Source organism: Mycolicibacterium arseniciresistens (assembly GCF_030519285.1).
GTDB lineage: Bacteria > Actinomycetota > Actinomycetes > Mycobacteriales > Mycobacteriaceae > Mycobacterium > Mycobacterium arseniciresistens.
In genome coordinates, this window is sequence record NZ_JAUMSQ010000005.1 from 1 (window position 1) to 19,234 (window position 19,234).

Sequence of the window (19,234 nt, forward strand, 5' to 3'; positions counted from 1 at the left end):
GCTATGCGCACGGCCGGCGGAGGCCTCGAGTTCGGCGGCGATGTCGTCGTCGGGGCCCGTTGCGGCGTTGGCGGCGTGCCATGCCCGCCGGTCCGGATCGACCCGTGGGTCTGTGACGTCGGCGAGCGCGCGGTGTACCGCCCTGCGGTCGGAGAGGTCCGCCGCTCGGTACGCGGCGGACCGCACCAGCGGGTGGTGGAACCGGATGGTTGGTCCGAACTCCAGAATGCCGGCCGCCTCGGCAGGCGCCAGCGCGTCAACCGAGATGTCCAGGGCGGCGGCGGCGCGCAGCAGCAGCCCGGCGTCGCCGACGGGTTCCGCGGCCGCAGCGAGCACCAGCAGCCGGGTGTCGCGGGGAAGCGACATGATGCGGCGGACGAAGCTCTCCTCGACGTGTCCCGCGGACGGCCGCGTGGTCGATGTGCCGAAGCCGCCGACGAGTTCGGCCGCGGCGACGTTGCGCGGCACCTCGAGCACGGCCAGCGGGATGCCGCGGGTCTCTGCGATGATGCGGTCACGCACCCGCTCGTCGATGCGTCCGATGACCACGCTGTCGAGCAGATCCCGGGCGTCGCTGTCGGAGAGGCCGCCGACCTCGAGTTCAGGCAGTCCGTGCAGCACCTCGGCGCCGTGCTCACGCGCCGCGAACACCAGCGCCACCGGTTCGGCGAGCAGCCGGCGCGCGACGAATCCGAGCACCTGTGTCGACACCTGGTCGAGCCATTGCGCGTCGTCGACGACGCACAGCAGCGGTTGGTGTTCGGCGGCCGCCGCCAGCAGGCTGAGCACCGCGAGGCCCACGAGGTAGCGGTCGGGCACCGGCCCGACGCCGCGGCCGAACGCCACCGCCAGTGCGTCCCGCTGGGGTTCGGGCAGCCCGTCGACGTGCGGCGACAACGGGGCGCAGAGTTGCTGGACTCCGGCGAACGCGAGTTCCATGTCGGACTCGACGCCCGCGACACGCGTCACGCTGAAGCCGCGGGCCTGCGCAGTCACGTAGTCCAGCAGCGCGGTCTTGCCTGCGCCCGCCTCGCCACGCAGCACCAGCACTTCGCCGCTGCCCGACCGCGCGCTCGACACCAGGCGACGAAGCTCCTGGCATTCGCCGCCGCGCCCGCGAAGTTCTCGACCCCGGTCTGTGTTCGCCATCCGCGCCATCGTAGGTTTCGTTTCGCGGATAACGATAACGGGGAGCGCGAGGCGGCGTCAGCCCCCGGAGCGGGGCTGACGTCGCCTGCCGATGTCGGGCATCATGGCCAGATGGCATCCGATTCGTTGAGCGACGAGGTCATCGCGTTCCTGTCCGAGGGCACCCGCACCGGCAAGCTCGGCTATGTCGCGGCCGACGGCAGGCCCCTCATCGCACCCGTCTGGTTCGTCGTCGAAGGCGGGCAGCTGGTGCTCAACACCGGGAAGAACACCGCGAAGGGCCGCGCGCTGCAACGAGATCCGCGGGTGGTGCTGCTCGTCGACGACGAGCGGCCGCCCTTCTCCTTCGTCCAGGTCCAGGGCACCGCGGCGCTCACCGACGACGATCCCGACATCCTCGACATCGCGACGCGGATCGCGACGCGCTACATGGGCGAGGAACTCGGTCCGCAGTACGGAGCCCGCAACGGCGTCCCCGGTGAGCTCGTCGTCCGGATCACCCCGACCAAGGTGATCGCGGCGTTCGACGTCGCCGACTGACGCCTACCGGGAGGCGACCGTCTCGCGGACCCAGTCGGCGAAGCGGGTGTCGAACAGGGTCGCGCCCTCGCCCGGCACCAGGGTGTCGTCGTCGATGTCCACACCCCAGTAGCGCGCCGCCGGGTCGGTGACGACCGTGCGCGGGTCACCCTTGGCGGCCAGCGCGGAGCGGACGAGCTCGTCGAGGCCGAATCGCTCCGGTCCGCCGATCTCGACGATGCGGTTCTGCGGCTCACCCACGGCGGCGATCGCGACGGCCTCGGCGACATCGGCCGACGCCATCGGCTGCCACTTCGCGTTCGGCAGCCGGACCGTGTCGCCCTCGGTCGCCGAGTCGGCGATGGTGCCGACAAACTCGAAGAACTGGGTGGCATGCACGATCGTGTAAGGCGTTGCGCCGGAGGCGATCAGCTTCTCCTGCGCGAGCTTGGCCTTGAAGTAGCCGCTCTGCGGGGCCAGCCGGTCGGTGCCCACCACCGAAAGCACCACGTGGTGCTTGACGCCCGCCGCAGCCTCGGCGGAGAGGCCGTTGGTGGTCGCGGCGGTGAAAAAGTCCATTGCCGCGTCGTCGAGGGTCGGTGAGTTGGAGACGTCGACGACGACGTCGGCGCCGGTGAAGACGTCGGCGAGGCCCTCCCCGGTCACGGTGTTCACGCCGCTGCTCGGCGAGGCGGAGATGGCGTCGTGGCCGTGTTCGGTCAGGTCCTGCACGACCTTGCGGCCGATGAGGCCGGTCCCTCCGATGACGACGATCTTCATGATGGCGTTCCTTCCGCTGTGGCGTCCTTCTCGACCGCCAGAACGGATGGCCGGTCGCGGATTCATCCCGGGCTCGTAACGCCACGGCGAAAATCCGGCCCGCAGAACGCCACAGCGTTACGCGCGTGCCACTGCCCCGTCACCGTCGACCGGATGCACCTCGATGCCGTCGCCCGTCAGCGCCGCCGAGCACTGGTCGCACGCGAGCTGCGGCGTGAAGTCGTGGCCGTCGTGGGTCATCAGCAGCGCCGGCCCCTCGGGTGAGGAGTAGTGGGCCTGCGCCCAGTGGATCGCCGTCGCGACGACGGGGAAGAACGCCCGCCCCTTCGGCGTCAGGTGGTACTCCGACCAGTCGGCGCGCTTCGGGTGGGCGGCGGCCTGCAGCACGCCGATGTCGCAGAACACCCGCAGCCGGTCGGCGATCAGCGCGCCGGGCGCCGCGAGTCGGTTCTGGAAGTCGCTGAACCGCCGGGTGCCCAGGAACGCGGCGCCGATCACCGCCGAGGACCACCGGTTGCCGACGATCGCCATCGTGTCTGGGAACAGGCCGGCGGGGTCGCTGCCTGTGCGCCGCCGGGTGGCGGCCCGCGGCACCGAGCGCTGCCAGCCGCCGCTCGGCCCCCATCGCCCGGCGATGTCCTGCGACTCGACGGTCTCACCGCAGTGCGCACAGTGCAGGACGGGCGAGAAGTCGTGGCCACAGTGGCGGTGGTGCATGTCGGGCAGCGCGTCAATGCGGTGGTCGGACCACGTGCGTTCCCATTGCCAGATGGCGACGAGCATCGGCCACAGCGCGCGGCCCTCCGGCGTGGCGACGTAACCCGCGCGCAGCGGCTGCTGCTGGTAGATCTCGCGCTGCAGCAGCCCGTCGCGGACCATGGCCTGCAGCCGGCCGGTGAGCACGGCGTTCGAGATCGGCATTACCGCGAAATCGCTGAATCGAGTTGCCCCTAGCAGTGATTCGCGCACCAGCAGCAGCGTCCACTCGTCACCGAGTAGAGCGAGAGCCCGCCCGATGGCGTTGGTGTCGCCGGCCTGCAGATCGAAGGGCGAGCTCATCGCATGGTGTGCCACTGCCGCAACTCGGCGCCGGCGACCCAGGTGGAGTGCGTGCCGCTGCAGACGCGTTCGGGCAGCCGCAGCGTGCAGACCGGGCCGTCGCCGACGCGGGCAGCGTCGTAGACCACGCAGTAGGAGGCGTCGTCGTTCATGTCCATCGTGAGGGTGACCAGGTAGCCGTCGTCCTCGCCGGTGGAGCCGATCCGCGGCGCCATCGCGGTCTCGCTGCCGAACACGCCGTCGCCGAACGTGATCCGCTCCTCGGTGCCGGCCCGCAGGTCGTGTTTGACCAGGCCGTCGAAGAGGAACCAGCCGGGCTTGCCGGTCGCGGCGTAGACGTAGCGGTAGTCGCGGGTCTGGTAGTCGCCGTTGATCATCCCGAATTCGGTGAGGTGGTCACCGAGGCGCTCCTCGGTGGCCGTGCCGGTCGTCAGGTTGAACCGCCACCGGTGCAGCCGGGACTCGAAGGCGTCGAGCGCGAGGTAGCGGTAGGCGGCGTCCTCCAGGGACTTCGCGCCCTTGGTGGACGGCGACGGGTTGCCCTGGAAGAAGCCGTCGAGGACGATCTCGTCGCCGTCCTCGTAGGCGTTGGTGAAGTGCAGCACGTAGGTGGGGTCGGTCTCGAACCACATCACCTTCGACTGGTCGCCGCGGCGCGGGACGACGGCGAACCGCGACGGCAGGTCGGGGTGCCATGCCGGGGCGTGCACGTCGTGCTTGAGCAGTTCGGGCGACCAGAACAGCGGGAAGTCGTTGAGGATCACGTAGTTCTCGGTGTAGGCCATGTCGTGCGGCATGCGCGGGCCGGGCAGCGGGACGTCGGTGGTGTGCAGCAGGTTGCCGTCCTTGTCGACGGCGCCGTAGCGCAGGTACGGCTCCTCCTTGCTGTAGCTGAAGAACAGCAGTTCGCCCGTGACGGGGTCGACCTTCGGGTGCGCCGAGACGCCCCACTCGGGGACCCAGTCCTCCTTGCCCGCGGTGTCGGCGGTGAACGGGTCGACCCGGTAGAGGTCGCCGCACATGTAGAAGCTCGACAGCGCCATGCCGCGGTGCACCACGATGTCGGTACTCGAGGCGTCCTTCATCCGGGTGCGGGCGCCCCAGCCGTCGTCCCGCCTGGCCGATCCCGGCATCTCGAGGAAACCGGCCCACAGCGATTCGCCGGCGTCCTGTTCGGCGAGGAAGCCGTCGGTGCGGACGAACCTGTTGCGGTAGTTGGCGGTTCCGTTGTGGAACTCGACAAGGTGGATCATGCCGTCGCCGTCGAAGGGGTGATAGTTCTCGATCGGCGGGTGCAGCGGGTTCTCGGTGTTGCGCAGGTAGACACCGTCGAGGTCGGGGGGGATCTCGCCCTGCACGACGTCGAGGTCGTCGGCGCGCCACTCGTTGAGCTGAGGGCGCCACGGCCCGGTGCGGTAGCGGTGGGCGTCGTCCGCGGGCAGCGTCGACGCGTAGGTGTTGAGCAGTTCGACCCGCATGAGACTCAAACTATGGTTGACAGAGTCACTCTGTCAACTGAACCATAGGGGCATGGCTGAGGACATCTGGATCGTCGGGGCGTACCAGAGCGATTTCGCCCGCAACCTGACGCGCGAGGGCCGTGACTACGCCGACCTCGCGCGGGAGGTGGTCGACGGGACGCTGGCATCGTCGGGCCTGAGCGGTCGCGACGTCGGGACGGTGCACGTCGGCAACGCCTTCGGCGAGATGTTCAGCGCGCAGGGGCATCTCGGGGCGATGCCGGCGACGGTGAACGAGGAGCTGTGGGGTGTGCCCGCGTCGCGGCACGAGGCGGCGTGCGCGTCGGGCAGCGCGGCGGTGCTCGGCGCGGTCGCGGAGTTGCGGGCGGGCTTCCACGAGGTGGCGCTCGTCGTCGGCCTGGAGCTGGAGAAGACGGTGCCCGGCCGGGTCGGCGCGCAGTACCTGGGGGCGGCGGCGTGGACGGGGCACGAGAGCGTCGACGCGGACAACATGTGGGCGTATGTGTTCTCGAGGGTGGCCGACGAGTACGACCGGCGGTGGGGGCTCGACCACGCACACCTGCATGCGATCGCTTCGACGAACTTCGCTGCCGCCAAGCGCAATCCGATTGCACAGACTCGGGCGTGGTCGCTGCCGGACCTGACGGTGGACGGTGACGACGACGAGGCGAATCCCCGGGTGGAGGGGCGCCTGCGGCGATCCGACTGCACGCAGTTGACCGACGGCGGCGCGGGTGTGGTGCTGGTGACGGACAGCTATCTGCGGGCGAACCCGGCGGTACGGCCGCTGGCGCGGATCAGGGGGTGGGGTCACCGCACGGTCGGGTTGGGCCTGGCGCAGAAGCTGGGGCGGGATCCGGAGTCGCCGTATGTGATGCCGCACGTGCACGCGACGGTGCAGGATGCGTTCGGCCGGGCGCAGGTGAGTCTCGACGACGTCGACGGCTTCGAGGTGCACGACTGCTTCACGCCGAGTGAGTACATGGCGATCGATCACATCGGGCTGACGGGCCCGGGCGAGTCGTGGAAGGCGATCGAGAACGGCGACATCGCACTCGGCGGGCGGCTGCCGATCAATCCGGGCGGCGGGCTGATCGGTGGCGGCCATCCCGTCGGCGCGACCGGAGTGCGGATGCTGGTGGACGCCGCCAGGCAGGTGAGCGGGACGGCGGGCGAGTATCAGGTCGAGGGCGCCCGGACGTTCGGCACGCTGAACTTCGGCGGCAGCACGGCGACGACGATCAGCTTCGTGGTGGGGGCGCCGGGCTGAGTTCCGCCTCGCGAATACGGGGCAGCACCTCCTGCGCCACCAACTCCAGGTGTCGCATGGCGCGGTCGTGTCCGATGTGCGGTATCCGGTACCAGAACACCACCTCATGGAAGGGAGCCGAGGCGCGTATCTCGCGGAGGCGGCGCGCAATGTTCTCGGGGGTGTCGACGAGCATCGACTCCCGGCGCCACGGCGTGTCCGAGTCCGCTTTGACACCGACCTTCGACGGGTCGCCCGCCCAGTTCTCGTACTGGCGGTACTGATACTCGATCGCGCTGCGGTAGAACGTCTCCCAGTCGCGCTCAGGGTCCTCGGACGCCCAGAGCGGCACATTGATCGTTGAATCGGAAGTCGTCGAGGGTGCGGCCGTGCTGCTGCATCGCCGGTGCCAACCGATCCGACCACAGCTCGGCGAATGCGTGATCGGGGTCGAAGAAGTCCACCGGGATGACGCCGTCGGCCAACCGTGCGGCCCGGTCGAAGACCCGCCGCGCGCCGCCGCCCAGGTACACCGGAATCCGCTCCTGCACCGGCCGCGGCAATACGGGCACGTCGGCCCCGCCCGGCCCGTCTGGCAGCGTCCCGTCGGCGAACCCCTGACGCAGGAATCGCAGCCCGCGCTCCATCATGTCGCCACGGCTGCCGAAGTCGACGCCGAACAGGTCGAATTCGCGCGAGTAGCCACCGGCGGCCACCCCGAGCGACAGGCGTCCACCGCTGAGCAGATCGGCGACGATCGACTGCTCGACGACCTGGCGCCACGGATGCAGCGGGAGCAGCAGCGCATTCGTCAGCAACCGGATCCGCTCGGTCGCCACGCCGAGTGCGGCGAGCACCGGCAGCTGTGCGGGCAGATAGCCGTCGTCGACGCCGTGCTGTTCGGTGGTGGCGAACGAACTGAAGCCCAACTGATCGGCGAGCCGAGCTTCGGCAAGCGCCTCGCCGTATCGTCGCCGGCCTTCCCGGTCGCCGGGTTCCGGCCGGAAGTCCGTCCACACGCCTAGCTCCATTGCCGTCAGCGGGGTCACCGGAACCGTCCTTTCGCGTCTGCGGGTCGCGCAGCCGACGACTGCCGTGTCGTCGCTGGTATCTGCAACGACAGGCGCGGTTCGGTATTCCTCCCGGGCGGCCGGCGCGCCCTAGTCGGGCTTGACGGGGTGACGGCTGAGGATCGACACCCGGTTGAACGCGTTCATGGAGGTGGCGACCCAGATGACGGCGGAGAGTTCGTCGTCGTCGAGAACCTCGCGCGCGCGGGCGTATTCGCGCTCGGCGGTGTCGTGGTCGGGCAGTGTGGTGGTGATCTCGGCGAGGCGGAGCGCTGCCCGCTCGCGGTCGTCGAACAGCTCGGTGTCACGCCAGACCGACAGTGTCGCAAGCTGTTTGACGCTCACGCCGGCGCCGCTCGCACGGCGGACGTGCACCTCGAGGCAGGACGGGCAGCCGTTGATCTGCGACACCCGCACGTTGATGAGCTCGATGAGGCCGCGCGACATGCCTGCGTCCTTGGCCGCGGAGGTGACGCTGGTCGCGACACCGATCAGCGCCTTATAGGCCTCGGGTGTCTGCTTGTCGATGTGCAGGTGCGCGGTGTCCACCGCGCCGATGCTACGCAGAGTTGCCCGCCGCGCAGGCGAGCGTGCCTAAACAGCGATGCGGGCGAAGAACGCGCCGGCGACGATGCCGATGATGATCGCGACGGTGGTCTGGCCCATCATGACGGCGACCACGACGCCGGAGATCGCGGCGACGACACCGATGATCGCCAGAACGAAGCCGAACACCCAGCGCGGATCCAGCGGGGCACGGTCGTGCGCAGCAACTGAGTGCGAGGAGAGTGACCCGTGGTTCAGGGCGTCCATCAGCGGCCTTTCCGTTGTGGTGGCGAACACAATTAAACGTGTTCGTGATCAGGATCACAACTAGATCATCTAACGATGTTGCCGCCGGAATGAACAGTCCGCCAAGCGCTTCAGCCCCGCCGTTGATCTAGATGTGGGAACATCTGCGGTTATGGACCCGAACGACGACCCGGAAGCCCGGATTCGCGACCTCGAGCGTCCGTTGGCCGACCGCGCGCACAACTCCGAACTGGGCACACAGTCCTACTCGACGCCCTACCCGACCGACCCGTACACGACCCAGCCGTACACCAACCAGCAGCAGTACTACCCGCCCCCGCCTCCCCCGCCCGGCTACCCGGCCCCGTATTCGATGGCGCCGACGGTGCCGCATTCGAGTTCGAAGGCGGGGTGGGCCGTCTTCGCGGCGGTCGTGGTCATGCTGGTGATCGCTGGTGCCGGCGCACTCATCTACTTCGCGATGCGCCCCGCCGACGGGCCCTCGTCCGGCAACCCGACGGTGGCCGGCGGCGGCGGTCTCCTCGACGAGCCGCAAATTCCGCAGATCCCGTCGATGCCGGTGCTGCCGAGCGGGATCCCCGGCCTGCCGACCGGTCTACCGGGGATGCCGGGAACCAGCGAGACGCTCGAGGCGGGCCCGGGCGAGTCGGTGAACGTGTCCGGAGTCCAGACCGTCACGACGGTCAACTGCGACGACGGCACCGTGAACGTCAGCGGCGTGGCGAACGTCGTGACGATCACGGGCGAATGCGCCGCAGTGATCGCGTCGGGCGTCAACAACGAGATCACGGTCGACTCGTCGGCTCAGATCAGCGCCTCGGGCTTCGACAACACGATCATCTACAAGTCGGGGTCCCCGGAAATCGGCTTCGTGACCGACTCGAATGTCATCAGGCAGGGCTGACGGTCACCCTTCCTTGGTGTAGTCGGTGCTGAGCCAGCGCGTCGGCCGCATCCGGATGAGCACCGATGTGTCGCTGAGATTCTGGTCGGTGAACTGGTTGCCCTCTTCTTCGCCGAGGTAGCGGATGGCGATCTTGCGCACGGCCTCGTCGGTGGCGGACTCGATGGCGGCGACGTCGCCCTCTGCGGTGACGTAACGGTACGGCGGCTGCTCGTCCTGCGCGGTGATCGCGAAACGACCTGCGTCGCGAATGAGCTTGAGCTTGACGGACTCCGCCTCGGTCCAGAGCACGACGTCGCCGCCCGGCTCGTACCAGTACCAGATGGGAACGACCAGTGGAGCGCGGTCGGGCCGCTCGACCCCGATCACACCCACGTGCAGTTCGGACAGGTAGGTCTCGCGCTCGTCACTCGTCATCTTCGCCATGCCGGTGCCAACGATTGTGGCGCCGGTCTCATTCCTGTGTAACAGCAGCCCCTCGAGGCACGATCACAACATCAGTAACTGTCAAGATCATCGGGTCGGCGTGTCGGGGAGGTCGGAGTGCGGAACGGGTGGAAGGCCGCCCTGGGTGCGGTCGCACTGGCTGCCGCCGCGGTGATGGGTGACGTGTCGGCGCCCGTCGCGCAGGCCCAGCCCGCGGCGGCGACGAAGGACTTCAGGAAGCCGGCGATCGTCATCCTCGGATACGGGCTGAACCCGGACGGGTCGATGCGCACGATCCTGCGGCGCCGGGTGTTGACGGGTTTGACGGTGGCGCAGTTCTTTCCGCAGTCGCCGGTGATCGTCACCGGTGGCAATCCGCGCAACGGCGTGACCGAAGCCGCGCAGATGCGGCAGATGCTGACGATGCTCGGACTGCCGCCGAACCGGATCATCGTCGAGGACCGGGCGAACAGCACGGTCCAGAACGCCCGGTACTCCGTGCCGCTGGCCAAGAACGCCGGAGCGACGGGGATCATCCTGGTGACGTCGTCGACGCATCAGGATCGTGCGGACACGAACTTCATCGACGCCGGGGGCAACGTGCTCGCCACGGTGAGCTACCCGGACGGCAGCCCGCAGACCAACGTCTTCCAGTTCGCACGCGACGCGATCAGCCCGTTCATCGGCGTCAGTTAGCGGCCCCGTGCGTTGACTTTGCGCTGAGGGCGCCGAAGTGCGAGTGGCGGGCGCCCTGGAAGCAAAGTCAATGCTGGCCGCCCCCTAGGCGACGGGAGCGAGTTCGAAGATCGGGATGACGCGGTCGGTGCGCTTCTCGTACTCGGCGAAACCGGGCGCGCGCTCCTTGACGATCTCCCACACACGGTCGCGCTCGTCCCGCGCCAGCTCGTGGGCGGTGTAGGGCTTGCGCGGTTTGTCGCCGATCTCGACGGTGACGGCGGGGTTCGCGCGCAGGTTGAACACCCAACCCGGGCTGGCGTCGCGGCCGGCGGCGGAGCCGACGACGTACAGCTTGTCGTCGATGTCGAAGTAGGCGATCAGGCTCTCCCGCTCGGTGCCGGACTTGGCGCCGGTCGAGGTCATGATGATCAGCGGAAAGCCCCCGAACTGGCCGCCCACCTTGCCACCGTTGTTGCGGAACTCCTCGATGTTCTGTCGGTTGAACTCGCGCTCGGACTGCATGTCGTCGTCGGCCATACCCCGATGGTGGCACGGCGCGCGTCGCGCATACCAGTGCGCATAAAACCGTTTGTCGCGTCGTCACCGCCCGTGGTGGAGTTGGCCGTGCGCTCCGACACCGCCGACCGGCTCGCGATCGCTGCCGCCGTCGTCACCGTCCTGCTGTGGGGATCTGCCTTCGTCGTCATCCGGGCGGTCGGCACGGAGTTGTCGCCGGGGCCCCTCGCGTTCGTGCGCCTCGTCGTCGGCGCCGTCCTGCTGGTCGGCATCGCGCTCGCGTACCGCCGGGTGTCGATTCCCCGCGGCCGCGCCCTGGCGCTGATCGCCGGCTACGGGCTGCTGTGGTTCGCCGGGTACATAGTGGTATTGAATTGGGCGGAACAGCATCTCGACGCCGGAACCGCCGCCCTGCTGGTCAACTTCGCCCCCGTCATCGTCGCGGTCCTCGCGGGACTGTTACTCGGCGAGGGGTTCCCGCGGCAACTGATCGCGGGCATCGTCATCGCGTTCCTCGGTGTCGCGCTGATCGCGGTGTCGAGTTCGGGAGGCGCCGAGAACGACTGGCTGGGCGTGGTTCTCGGCCTACTGGCCGCGGTGCTGTACGCGGCGGGTGTGCTGCTGCAGAAGGTCACGCTGCGCACGGTCGACGCGATGACCGCGACCTGGCTCGCCTGTGTCGTGGGCATGGTGGCGACACTCCCCTTCGCACCGCAGGCGATCGACGAGATGCGGACGGCCTCCGCCGGCGCTGTCGCGGGTGCGGTGTACCTCGGCATCGGGCCGACCGCGGTGGCATTCACGACGTGGGCCTTCGCACTGAGCCGCACGAACGCCGGGGCGATGGCCGCGACGACGCTGGCGGTCCCTGCGGTGGCCATCGCCGTCTCATGGGTGTTCCTCCGGGAGATCCCCACCGCGCTGGCACTCGTCGGTGGCGCGCTGGCGTTGGCCGGTGTCGCACTGACCCGCCGACGGCCGGCGCCGGCACCCACGCCGGAGGTCACCGACGAGTCCGCCGGTCGCTGAGCGGTTCTCGTCGTCACTGACGTACCCGACTACTCGTTCGCCGACCAGGCGGCCGGCCGACGATGAGATCGGCGCAGTCCAGCGCCATTGATTCGGAAGGACCATCATGGCCGCCAAGTCCGCCAAGCTGCTGTGGTTGCAGGTACTCGAGACCCGTGATCCGGACGGCGCCGACGAGATCACCATCGGCGCAGACGGAGTCGTCCTCGACAAGGTCAAGATGCGGAAGGACGATGTCCTCGATTTCAACGGCCAACTCATATCGTTCAAGCCGGGCCGCTCGCACGTCCAGGTGACATTCCACGAAACCGACGAGCCCAACCAGTCCACTCAGGCGCTCGGTTCGGTGGTCATCAACGACACCGACCCGCCCGGCGTGGAACTCAAGCAGAAGGTCGGTCAGGTTCACGGGGCGCTGTACGAGCTGTGGTACGGGGTCGTCTGACACTCCTCGCGACGCCGTCTACGGCACGCTGCCGTGCCTGCACTGCGCCGGCATCGGCGGACCCTTGCGCAGCGACTCCGTCAAGGACACGGCTCCGTCGGAGTCCCGCAGCGCGACCACCGGCGGCAGGGACAGCCGCACCTCGACGACGACGGCTCCCGCGCCGGCCGCGTTCCGGCAGCCCAGCCCGACCCGCTCACCGGTCCCCGCGCCGAAGGTGTCATCGACACGCGCACGGACGGCGGCCAGCGTCAGCCGCCCGCCCGGCGCGTCGCGCAGCACCGGGTCGAGGACCTCGCGCGCCTCGTCGGTGAGCGTCGTCGCATCACCGAAGTAGGAGTCCGGCGAGACCCCCGCACACGTGCCGTGGGTGTACCACTCATGGTGCACCAGCGACGCCGTGTCCACCGTCGTCGACCGCAGCCGGTCCCGGGTCTGTTCCGACAACTGCACGGGAGGCAGCTCGGACTCTCTGTCCCGCAACTGCTCTGGCAATCCGCAGTACTGACGGTCGCGCGGCTGCGGCCACAGGCCGTGCAGCACCAGCGTCCGGCCCACCGTGTCGACCTCGCCGGATTCGCACGCATCGTTCTGCGGTTCGACGGTGCAGAAGCTGGGCGCCCAGGTGAGCACCAGCCAACTCGCGGCGCTGTCATCGGACACCAGCGCCGACGGGTTCGGCGTCCGGTCGAGCACGGTCACGCTGTAGGTGACGGCAGCGACGACGACCGCGGCCAGCGCCGCGGAAATCGACAATACGGCTGCGTCACTCCGCCGCATGGCGCACCCTTCTAGGCAGGGAAAAGCAGGTCACCCGAGGCACCAGCCTCCCACGGCAACGCCTCGTCGTTGCGCGATCGTCGACGAAAGGTGTGCGGACGTGTCGCCGTCGTGGAGGAACAACGGGTGAACGACATCGACCGGTGGTTTCAACGCACCGGCCGCCGCAGGCAACGCACGGTCTCGCTGTACGCCTGCCTGCTGACCGGCAGGATGTTCGAGTACTTCCGCTACCGCCTGCGCTATGCGCTGGTGGTGGACGGCATCGCGTTCGTCGTCCACGTCGCCGAGTTCCTGATCATCCTCACCGCACTCGGTGGGCTGGCGGCGTTCACGGTGATGATCCTGCGCGTCGGCAGCCTCATCGTCAGCGGCGCCTGGTGGGGGCTGCTGGAGGTGATGCGCGAACGTCTGCGCGCGTTCTCCCTGACCCGCGACCGCGACGCCGTCGAACGCGAGATCGGCAGCTGGTTGGTGCTGTCGGTGATCGCGGCGACCACCGTGGCCGTCGGCGGCGCGGTGGTGGTGCTGTCGCTGCTGCCCTCGGACGGCGACCCGATGGGAATGCTCTACGCGTTCCTGGTCGTCATCGAGCTCGCGCTGCGAATACCGGTGCGGGTACTGCACTCCGGCATGTTCGCCACCCGGCGGATATGGCGGCCGCTGTGGTCGCTGTTCGCCCCGACGGTCGTGCAGATCGTGGTGATCGGCGCCGGGGCGTTGTTCTATCCGACAGCCGCGGTGGTGGTCGCGATCATCGCCTCCAATGCGCTCTCCATCTGGATCACCGTCCACTACACGTTGCGGCTGTACCGGCTCAACGGCGTCATGCCGAGTCACCGGGCGGCTCGGCCGTTGCGTGCGCGCCTGCCCTCGATCCCGTTCCGGCAGGGTCTGGACACCACGCTGGCGGGGCTCGGCCTGCGGCTGGACGCCATCGCCGTGCTCGCGATCGCCGGGATCTACGGCACCAGTACGCGCTCGTTCGATCTGACCGCCGGGTTCGAGGCGTGGCGCGACATCGACGCCTTTCAGTTCTTCTACCTGGTGCTCCCGCTGTTGCGCGGCGCCTACGAGGCCACGGCCGTGTTCTACTTCGATTTTGTTCGGCTGCGGCGCATTCCGGCGCTGCGGGAGTACCGGTTGTTCTTCTTCCACCGGCTCCTGCTCATCACGCCGGTGGTCACGCTGTACTTCTGGGGGCTGGCCGTGCTGTTGGGGCTGTTCGTGCTGCCCGGCATCCCGTTCGGATTCCTGCTGGCGCTGCTGCCGCTGTTCATCGTGCGCAGCTTCATCGGCACCTATCAGATCCGGCTGTTCGCCGAGGGCCGGTTCCACGCGCTCAACCTGACCATCGTGTTCTCCGGTCTGCTGTTCGTGCTCGTGTGGATCGACGTGAATCCCGCGTCCGACCTCCTCGAGTTGACCGCGGCGATGATCGTCCTGCTGATCGTGCACATCAACGTGCAGCACCTCGAGGACCGCACCCCGCCGCCGGCCACTCAGCTGCCGCTCGGCGACTGGATCCGCGCACTGGCCGCCGAGTCGGGGCCGGTGCGTGCCGGAACCATCACCGTTCCGGAGTGGATTCCGCAGCGGCAGCGATCAGCCGCCGTCGATACGATGCGAAACACGTTGACGGGCAGTGGGTGTCTCGCGTTCTACGCCGCGACGTCTCTCGTCTTCTACCAGCGCGAGTCGGCGATCGACCCGGGCCGCCAACCCCACCTCGAGGTGCAGACCGTCACCGGCGGCGCCGCGAACCGAGGGCAGTACTGGCAGGACCCGGCGGCTGACGGCCGTGACGCGCTCGACCGCATCGTCACCGCCCAGTGGATCAAACCCATTGCGGGAGTGCCGAGAGCACCGCAGAGCCCGGACCACCTCGGGCCGGAGTTCCTCGACATCTTCCCCGACGGGACGGTCGCCGATCTGGACACCCGCGCGGGCGCCAGGATCATGCGGACGTTCGACGAGGACCTGGTCCCGGCGATCCTGCCGTCGGCCATGAAGAGCCTCGACGACGACGCGCTGGTGGTGTCGGTGGCGGGCCGCTGGCTGTCGCCGATCTTCCACGAGAACAAGGTGCGGATGATCTTCCTGCTGCCCCCGGACCCCGAGCCCGCGCCGTTCCAGCGCTGGCTGCGGACACTGCGGGCGTGGCGGCTCGGCCAGTGGGACGGCGCCGGCCATGGCGCTTGAACCCGTTGACATCGACCGTTGCCTGGTCGACCCCGCGACGTACGAGTCCACGATTCTGCGCATCTACGTCAAGCGCAACGAACAGGGCCTCGGCTTCAACGAGGTGTCCTCTGGCGTCAGCTATTTCGACGCGGCGACGGACCGCAAGAAGCTGTCCCGGGCCATCGCCGCCAGCATCGCCGACGGCACCTACCGGCCCCAGCCGGTCGACCTGTGGTTCCTCGAGACCGGCGGCAAGCGCCGCACCGCCCACCTGGCCGGCTTCGTCGACCACGTCGTCGGCTCGGCGCTGTTCAAGGTGTTGTCGAACAACGCCCGCTGCTACGGGCTGCCGGGTGTCTGGTCCTACCTGCCGGGCCTGACGAACGTCGGGGCGATGCGGGCGTTCGCCGCGTTCATCCGTGCCCACCGCGAGCGGGTCGGGCCGAGGGGCGGGCCGCTGTACGTGCTGCAGTCCGACTTCGAGAAGTACGGTGACAACCTGCCGGTCGGTCCGGACGCCGCGCTGTGGCACACGTTGCGGGAGGTGGCGTCGCTCGGCAGCGCTGGCGGTGAGATCGGCGGTGCCGCCTGGGATCTGATCACCACGCTGGTGCGGCCCGTGGTGCGCGACGAGGACGGCGCCGAGTTCACCCGCCTCAACGGCGTCGCGATGGGCACTCCCCTTGTTCCTCTGCTGGGGAATCTGGCCGTGGTGCCGATGGACCGGGCGCTCAGCGACCTCGACGGCGTGTTCTACGCCCGCTACAACGACGACTTCATGATCGCCCATCCCGACCTGGCGGTGATCCAGGAGGCGGACGCCCGCATCGACACGCTGGTCGCGGAGCTGGGGGTGAAGCGGAAGCTGAGCAAGGAGATTCGCACCGCCCTGAGCGGGAACGGCCGCCCGTGTCCGGTCGATCCGGCGTACGGCGGCCGGGACCGGATCGACTGCCTCGGCATGTCGGTGACGTCGGCCGGCACGGTCACGCTGGGCCCGCATCGGTTGCGCCGCTTCGTCGCCCGCATCGCCGCGCGGATCGACGCTGCGGCGCCGACGCTGGCGCAGATGACGGTGCGTGAGCGGGCCCGCCACCTGGTGGCGGCCACCAACGTCATGCTGGACACGACGAGTCCGTTCGCGGTGGCCGGGTTGTCCGCGCTGCTCGACGCGGTCACCGACCGGGGTTCGCTCAAGGACGTCGACTACCGGATCGCCCGCAAGATCGCCCAGGCCGCGACGGGCATCCCGGGGGTTCGCGGCTTCCGGCAGCTCCCGCCGGAGGTGCTGTACCGCGAGCTGGGCCTGGTGTCGCTGGTGGCGCTGCGCAATGCGCGATGACCTTGCGGGACGCGGTGGCGCGCGGCTAGCTTGAGGATGGCGCGGATCCCGCACATGTGCGGTCATCCCGAGAGACCACAGAGGTTGCGGCTTTCGGTCTCTCTTTTTCGGCGTTTTTCCCCGCGCCCCCAACTCGTCGTGCGGCCGACCGGCCCACGGTCACCGCCCGCAGTCGTCAACTCATGTTGACGCCCGCGGGTGGTCACTGGCCTCGGGGACGCCACAAAGGGCTGCTCGGCTCCGTCTATTGCTCGAGCGCGGACGCTATGCCCGTGTGCCCGAAATCGTTGCCCTTCCATAGCAGCAGCTCACGTGTTTCGAGTGCCAACGCGTACGAAAGGCAGTCGCCGAAGTTCAAGCCGGCAGGATGGCCGCTTCCCCTGCCGAAGTCCGAATAAGCCTGTCGGGCCAGCCGGGCGTGGCGCTCGGTCACCGGCTCGATGACGAACTCCGCCTCCGCGAGTAGTTCGTCCAGGCTTCTGCTGATCACCGGATCTCGGTACTGATCGATCACGATCCCGCACTCGAGGTAGCTCGCAGCCGACAGTCGTCTCACACGAGCTGCGGCGATGGCATGAGCGTAGGTCGCCGCGTCTTCTTCATCGGTGAGGATTGCGACGATGGCAGACGTATCCACGATCATGAGGGCAGTCCCCGCTCGTCGTAGAGCAAGGCACCGTGGTCGAGTGTCTTCGCATCGACACTCATGCGGCTCGCGCTCTTGCGGCCGATCGCCAGAAGACGGCCGACGAGTTGGTCTTCCTCCAGCCTGGCCAGCCGCTCGCGCACAGCCGTCGCAACGGCCTGTGCCTGAGACTCCCCGGTCATCGCACTTATCCGCTTGACCGCGTCGTGCACCGCGACGTCTTTGATGTTCAGTGCCATGGGTACCTTTCTACCGATTGAATGGTACCAGTGACGCGACGGGCTACGCGGACTGAGCATCGGCGCATCGCACCTGGTTGCACGCCTCGCGGAAGCGAGCCCATTCGCTCGCGGTCGGTCGCACGCCGCAGTCGTCGAGGGCGTCGGAACTGACGACGAATCCTGGTGCGAGAGGGGCCAGTGAGCCCGCGAGTTGGGCGATATGCCCGGCCGGGCTGTCCTCGAAGCTCTCGAAAACCCGCTCTCGGAGCCACGTCTCCGCTGTATCAATGCCCGCGATCGGGTCCACTTCGGGTAGGCGCAAGGCGCCGCCGCATCGACTGACCTGCTCCTCGTAGCGGTCCTCCCATACCTCGGTGCGCCACCCTGCCCAGAGCTCGGGCAGTGCCCGAAAGAAACCCATCGTGTCGGCGGTCTGCCAGGCCCCCAACGTCTTTCGTTGCACGTCGATGTGAGCCCCGCCTTCAGGGATCTTGCCGAGTCTTATTCGGCTGATACCCGGGCCGGGCAGCTTGTCCAGCAACGCCGGCCCGTGCCACGCCTTGCTGAGGTGCCACCACAACGGCCAGAAACGCAACTTGCCGTCTCCATCCACCACTGAAATCAGATGGCACAGGTGCTTTCGACCGCGAGCCAGCTTCAACGTCGGCTGACGGTCCCAATCGACGGGTCGCAACTGGACCCCGACGTAATCCGCCAGCTCCTCGGTGCCGTCGTACGCCCAGCCGATCTCGTAACCGGGCCACACGGTCGCGAGCACACTCATCAATGCACGGCGCTCGCTCATCTCCATCATCAATGGTTCGCCGAAGAACAGGACCCTGCAACGGTCGAGATCCACCACCGCGCCGCCGTCGGCCCACATCGGGTCGCACCATTCGTCCTTCTTGCATCGTCGCAGCGAAGCTGCATATCGCAGCGCGAGTTGCGGCCCGCCGATCAGCGCGTCGAGCATGCGGCAGCCTCCCCAGTGGGAGTAGTAGAGCTGCCAATCACCGTCTTTCACGATGACGAAGTTCGCCCTGTTGCCCATCGCTTCCCCGATCCTCATGACGCGGTCACGCCGACGACGTCGTTGAGGCAAGTGTCGATCGAGGGTCGGACAACTCGCGGCGTGAACAGGTCGGTACGGCCTGCGACTGTGGATAACTTCTGGATCACGCTCGTCGGCTCGCCGGCACCGCCTTCGACGGCACTGGTGCGATCTTGTCCGCTGTGGAGCACAATGCCGGATACTCGTCCGCACATGCCGATTGGAGCCGCGTGACCCGAAGCCTCGAAGACGTGGACTCCCCGTGGTCGCCGCGGGAGTGCGAGCTGCTGGCGGTCACCCTCGAGTTGCTCCAGGAGCACGGCTACGACCGGCTGTCCGTGGACGCGGTCGCCACCACTGCACGCGCGAGCAAGGCAACGCTCTACAAGCGATGGCCGACGAAGGCCGAACTCGTGCTGGCCGCCTTCGTCGAGGGCACCCGGCACGTCGCCGTCGACCCGGATACCGGCACGCTGCGCGGAGACCTGCTCAAGCTCGGCGAGCAGATCCGCGCCCACGTCAACACCCATGCGGGCACCATTCGCGCGGTGCTCGTGGAGATCTCCCGCAGCTCCGAACTCGCTACCACGATGCAGGAGCGGTTCCTCGACCAGCGGAAAGCGCTGATATCCCATGTTCTCGCGCGGGCCGTCAACCGCGGCGAGATCGCCTCGACCGCCGTCACCGAGGACCTCTGGGACGTAATGCCGGGCTACCTCATCTTCCGCACCCTCCTGAACGGCCGAGCCCCGTCCCGTCGCACCGTCACCGACCTCGTGGACAACGTGCTCATCCCCAGCCTCACCCGTCACAACAACCGGTGATCTTGACCCGAGCAAAGGGTTGAGCAGTACGGTCCCGTACCGTACTGTCAACGAAGTTGATATGACTC

Annotated in this window: 23 protein-coding genes; 9 read left to right on the plus strand and 14 right to left on the minus strand. The window is 68.4% G+C overall.

The genetic code is table 11. The features are described from left to right. On the minus strand, positions 1-1,149 hold a 1,149-nt coding region (locus tag Q2100_RS01355), incomplete at its 3' end, for an AAA family ATPase (protein ID WP_302912530.1). A 111-nt stretch (positions 1,150-1,260) separates the two neighbouring features. Between Q2100_RS01355 and Q2100_RS01360 the strand changes: the two genes are divergently transcribed. After that, positions 1,261-1,689 carry a PPOX class F420-dependent oxidoreductase gene (locus tag Q2100_RS01360; protein ID WP_302912531.1) on the plus strand — a complete coding sequence of 143 codons (429 nt, stop codon included), beginning with the start codon at positions 1,261-1,263 and terminating at the stop codon, positions 1,687-1,689. A 3-nt stretch (positions 1,690-1,692) separates the two neighbouring features. Here the strand turns inward: Q2100_RS01360 and Q2100_RS01365 are convergent, their stop codons facing one another. The 3 genes from Q2100_RS01365 to Q2100_RS01375 form a co-directional block, all read right to left on the minus strand. Continuing rightward, on the minus strand, positions 1,693-2,448 hold the full coding sequence (locus tag Q2100_RS01365) for an SDR family oxidoreductase (protein WP_302912532.1): 756 nt from the start codon (positions 2,446-2,448) through the stop codon (positions 1,693-1,695). A 117-nt stretch (positions 2,449-2,565) separates the two neighbouring features. Further along, positions 2,566-3,507: a winged helix-turn-helix transcriptional regulator gene (locus Q2100_RS01370; RefSeq protein ID WP_302912533.1), complete on the minus strand. Its 942-nt coding sequence runs from the start codon at positions 3,505-3,507 to the stop codon at positions 2,566-2,568. Then, positions 3,504-4,985, minus strand: a complete 1,482-nt coding sequence (locus tag Q2100_RS01375; protein ID WP_302912534.1) for a carotenoid oxygenase family protein — start codon at positions 4,983-4,985, stop codon at positions 3,504-3,506. The genes Q2100_RS01370 and Q2100_RS01375 overlap by 4 nt, the downstream gene beginning before the upstream one ends. 52 nt (positions 4,986-5,037) lie before the next feature. Between Q2100_RS01375 and Q2100_RS01380 the strand changes: the two genes are divergently transcribed. Continuing rightward, positions 5,038-6,258 carry an acetyl-CoA acetyltransferase gene (locus Q2100_RS01380; protein WP_302912535.1) on the plus strand — a complete coding sequence of 407 codons (1,221 nt, stop codon included), beginning with the start codon at positions 5,038-5,040 and terminating at the stop codon, positions 6,256-6,258. Here the strand turns inward: Q2100_RS01380 and Q2100_RS01385 are convergent. From Q2100_RS01385 to Q2100_RS01400, 4 genes are all read right to left on the minus strand, one after another. Further along, a complete protein-coding gene (locus Q2100_RS01385; RefSeq protein WP_302912536.1) occupies positions 6,230-6,589 on the minus strand; it encodes a hypothetical protein in 360 nt (119 codons plus the stop codon). The two genes, Q2100_RS01380 and Q2100_RS01385, sit on opposite strands and share 29 nt — an antisense overlap. Beyond that, complete coding sequence (locus Q2100_RS01390; protein ID WP_302912537.1) at positions 6,561-7,286, minus strand: LLM class flavin-dependent oxidoreductase; 726 nt, start codon at positions 7,284-7,286, stop codon at positions 6,561-6,563. Before Q2100_RS01390 ends, Q2100_RS01385 begins: the two co-directional genes overlap by 29 nt. Positions 7,287-7,397: 111 nt before the next feature. Next, the gene (locus tag Q2100_RS01395; RefSeq protein WP_302912538.1) at positions 7,398-7,856 is read right to left on the minus strand and encodes a carboxymuconolactone decarboxylase family protein; all 459 of its coding nucleotides are present in this window, start codon (positions 7,854-7,856) and stop codon (positions 7,398-7,400) included. Positions 7,857-7,901: 45 nt separating this feature from the next. Further along, the gene (locus Q2100_RS01400; RefSeq protein ID WP_264013023.1) at positions 7,902-8,120 is read right to left on the minus strand and encodes a hypothetical protein; all 219 of its coding nucleotides are present in this window, start codon (positions 8,118-8,120) and stop codon (positions 7,902-7,904) included. Between the two features lie 151 nt (positions 8,121-8,271). Here Q2100_RS01400 and Q2100_RS01405 point away from each other — a divergent pair, with 151 nt between their 5' ends. Beyond that, on the plus strand, positions 8,272-9,024 hold the full coding sequence (locus Q2100_RS01405; protein ID WP_302912539.1) for a DUF3060 domain-containing protein: 753 nt from the start codon (positions 8,272-8,274) through the stop codon (positions 9,022-9,024). 3 nt (positions 9,025-9,027) lie between these two features. On the opposite strand, the gene Q2100_RS01410 is transcribed toward Q2100_RS01405, so the two are convergent. Then, a complete protein-coding gene (locus tag Q2100_RS01410; RefSeq protein ID WP_302912540.1) occupies positions 9,028-9,450 on the minus strand; it encodes a pyridoxamine 5'-phosphate oxidase family protein in 423 nt (140 codons plus the stop codon). A 174-nt stretch (positions 9,451-9,624) separates the two neighbouring features. Here Q2100_RS01410 and Q2100_RS01415 point away from each other — a divergent pair, with 174 nt between their 5' ends. Then, positions 9,625-10,146: a YdcF family protein gene (locus tag Q2100_RS01415; RefSeq protein ID WP_302912605.1), complete on the plus strand. Its 522-nt coding sequence runs from the start codon at positions 9,625-9,627 to the stop codon at positions 10,144-10,146. Positions 10,147-10,230: 84 nt separating this feature from the next. Here the strand turns inward: Q2100_RS01415 and Q2100_RS01420 are convergent, their stop codons facing one another. Further along, positions 10,231-10,665 (minus strand): nitroreductase family deazaflavin-dependent oxidoreductase, encoded by a 435-nt coding sequence (locus tag Q2100_RS01420; protein WP_302912541.1) that lies wholly within the window; start codon positions 10,663-10,665, stop codon positions 10,231-10,233. Positions 10,666-10,752: 87 nt separating this feature from the next. Between Q2100_RS01420 and Q2100_RS01425 the strand changes: the two genes are divergently transcribed. After that, positions 10,753-11,673, plus strand: a complete 921-nt coding sequence (locus Q2100_RS01425) for a DMT family transporter (protein ID WP_302912542.1) — start codon at positions 10,753-10,755, stop codon at positions 11,671-11,673. Positions 11,674-11,779: 106 nt separating this feature from the next. Continuing rightward, positions 11,780-12,118, plus strand: coding sequence for a hypothetical protein (locus Q2100_RS01430; protein ID WP_302912543.1), 339 nt, complete (start codon positions 11,780-11,782; stop codon positions 12,116-12,118). 18 nt (positions 12,119-12,136) lie between these two features. On the opposite strand, the gene Q2100_RS01435 is transcribed toward Q2100_RS01430, so the two are convergent. Continuing rightward, positions 12,137-12,898, minus strand: a complete 762-nt coding sequence (locus Q2100_RS01435) for a ribonuclease T2 family protein (protein ID WP_302912544.1) — start codon at positions 12,896-12,898, stop codon at positions 12,137-12,139. Between the two features lie 126 nt (positions 12,899-13,024). On the opposite strand from Q2100_RS01435, the gene Q2100_RS01440 reads away from it, so the two are divergent. Then, positions 13,025-15,100: a hypothetical protein gene (locus Q2100_RS01440; RefSeq protein WP_302912545.1), complete on the plus strand. Its 2,076-nt coding sequence runs from the start codon at positions 13,025-13,027 to the stop codon at positions 15,098-15,100. Further along, the gene (locus Q2100_RS01445; protein WP_302912546.1) at positions 15,090-16,424 is read left to right on the plus strand and encodes an RNA-dependent RNA polymerase family protein; all 1,335 of its coding nucleotides are present in this window, start codon (positions 15,090-15,092) and stop codon (positions 16,422-16,424) included. Before Q2100_RS01440 ends, Q2100_RS01445 begins: the two co-directional genes overlap by 11 nt. Before the next feature lie 244 nt (positions 16,425-16,668). Here Q2100_RS01445 and Q2100_RS01450 read toward each other — a convergent pair whose 3' ends face one another. From Q2100_RS01450 to Q2100_RS01460, 3 genes are read right to left on the minus strand one after another with little or no spacing between them, the layout of a single operon-like run. Next, positions 16,669-17,067, minus strand: coding sequence for a type II toxin-antitoxin system VapC family toxin (locus Q2100_RS01450; protein WP_302912547.1), 399 nt, complete (start codon positions 17,065-17,067; stop codon positions 16,669-16,671). Then, positions 17,064-17,309: a type II toxin-antitoxin system VapB family antitoxin gene (locus Q2100_RS01455; protein ID WP_302912548.1), complete on the minus strand. Its 246-nt coding sequence runs from the start codon at positions 17,307-17,309 to the stop codon at positions 17,064-17,066. The genes Q2100_RS01450 and Q2100_RS01455 overlap by 4 nt, the downstream gene beginning before the upstream one ends. 43 nt (positions 17,310-17,352) lie before the next feature. Further along, positions 17,353-18,342: a hypothetical protein gene (locus Q2100_RS01460; protein WP_302912549.1), complete on the minus strand. Its 990-nt coding sequence runs from the start codon at positions 18,340-18,342 to the stop codon at positions 17,353-17,355. A gap of 251 nt (positions 18,343-18,593) precedes the next feature. Here Q2100_RS01460 and Q2100_RS01465 point away from each other — a divergent pair, with 251 nt between their 5' ends. Next, entirely contained in the window at positions 18,594-19,166 is a 573-nt protein-coding gene (locus Q2100_RS01465; RefSeq protein ID WP_407667558.1) for a TetR/AcrR family transcriptional regulator, read from the plus strand. The last annotated feature ends 68 nt before the right edge of the window (positions 19,167-19,234 follow it).

Excerpts from the sequence above, each read along its gene's own strand:
- Q2100_RS01360 (WP_302912531.1), top strand. The coding sequence starts at position 1,261 with ATGGCATCCGATTCGTTGAGCGACGAGGTCATCGCGTTCCTGTCCGAG.
- Q2100_RS01365 (WP_302912532.1), bottom strand. The coding sequence starts at position 2,448 with ATGAAGATCGTCGTCATCGGAGGGACCGGCCTCATCGGCCGCAAGGTC.
- Q2100_RS01370 (WP_302912533.1), bottom strand. The coding sequence starts at position 3,507 with ATGAGCTCGCCCTTCGATCTGCAGGCCGGCGACACCAACGCCATCGGG.
- Q2100_RS01375 (WP_302912534.1), bottom strand. The coding sequence starts at position 4,985 with ATGCGGGTCGAACTGCTCAACACCTACGCGTCGACGCTGCCCGCGGAC.
- Q2100_RS01380 (WP_302912535.1), top strand. The coding sequence starts at position 5,038 with ATGGCTGAGGACATCTGGATCGTCGGGGCGTACCAGAGCGATTTCGCC.
- Q2100_RS01400 (WP_264013023.1), bottom strand. The coding sequence starts at position 8,120 with ATGGACGCCCTGAACCACGGGTCACTCTCCTCGCACTCAGTTGCTGCG.
- Q2100_RS01405 (WP_302912539.1), top strand. The coding sequence starts at position 8,272 with ATGGACCCGAACGACGACCCGGAAGCCCGGATTCGCGACCTCGAGCGT.
- Q2100_RS01410 (WP_302912540.1), bottom strand. The coding sequence starts at position 9,450 with ATGGCGAAGATGACGAGTGACGAGCGCGAGACCTACCTGTCCGAACTG.
- Q2100_RS01415 (WP_302912605.1), top strand. The coding sequence starts at position 9,625 with ATGGGTGACGTGTCGGCGCCCGTCGCGCAGGCCCAGCCCGCGGCGGCG.
- Q2100_RS01420 (WP_302912541.1), bottom strand. The coding sequence starts at position 10,665 with ATGGCCGACGACGACATGCAGTCCGAGCGCGAGTTCAACCGACAGAAC.
- Q2100_RS01430 (WP_302912543.1), top strand. The coding sequence starts at position 11,780 with ATGGCCGCCAAGTCCGCCAAGCTGCTGTGGTTGCAGGTACTCGAGACC.
- Q2100_RS01435 (WP_302912544.1), bottom strand. The coding sequence starts at position 12,898 with ATGCGGCGGAGTGACGCAGCCGTATTGTCGATTTCCGCGGCGCTGGCC.
- Q2100_RS01445 (WP_302912546.1), top strand. The coding sequence starts at position 15,090 with ATGGCGCTTGAACCCGTTGACATCGACCGTTGCCTGGTCGACCCCGCG.
- Q2100_RS01450 (WP_302912547.1), bottom strand. The coding sequence starts at position 17,067 with ATGATCGTGGATACGTCTGCCATCGTCGCAATCCTCACCGATGAAGAA.
- Q2100_RS01455 (WP_302912548.1), bottom strand. The coding sequence starts at position 17,309 with ATGGCACTGAACATCAAAGACGTCGCGGTGCACGACGCGGTCAAGCGG.
- Q2100_RS01460 (WP_302912549.1), bottom strand. The coding sequence starts at position 18,342 with ATGGGCAACAGGGCGAACTTCGTCATCGTGAAAGACGGTGATTGGCAG.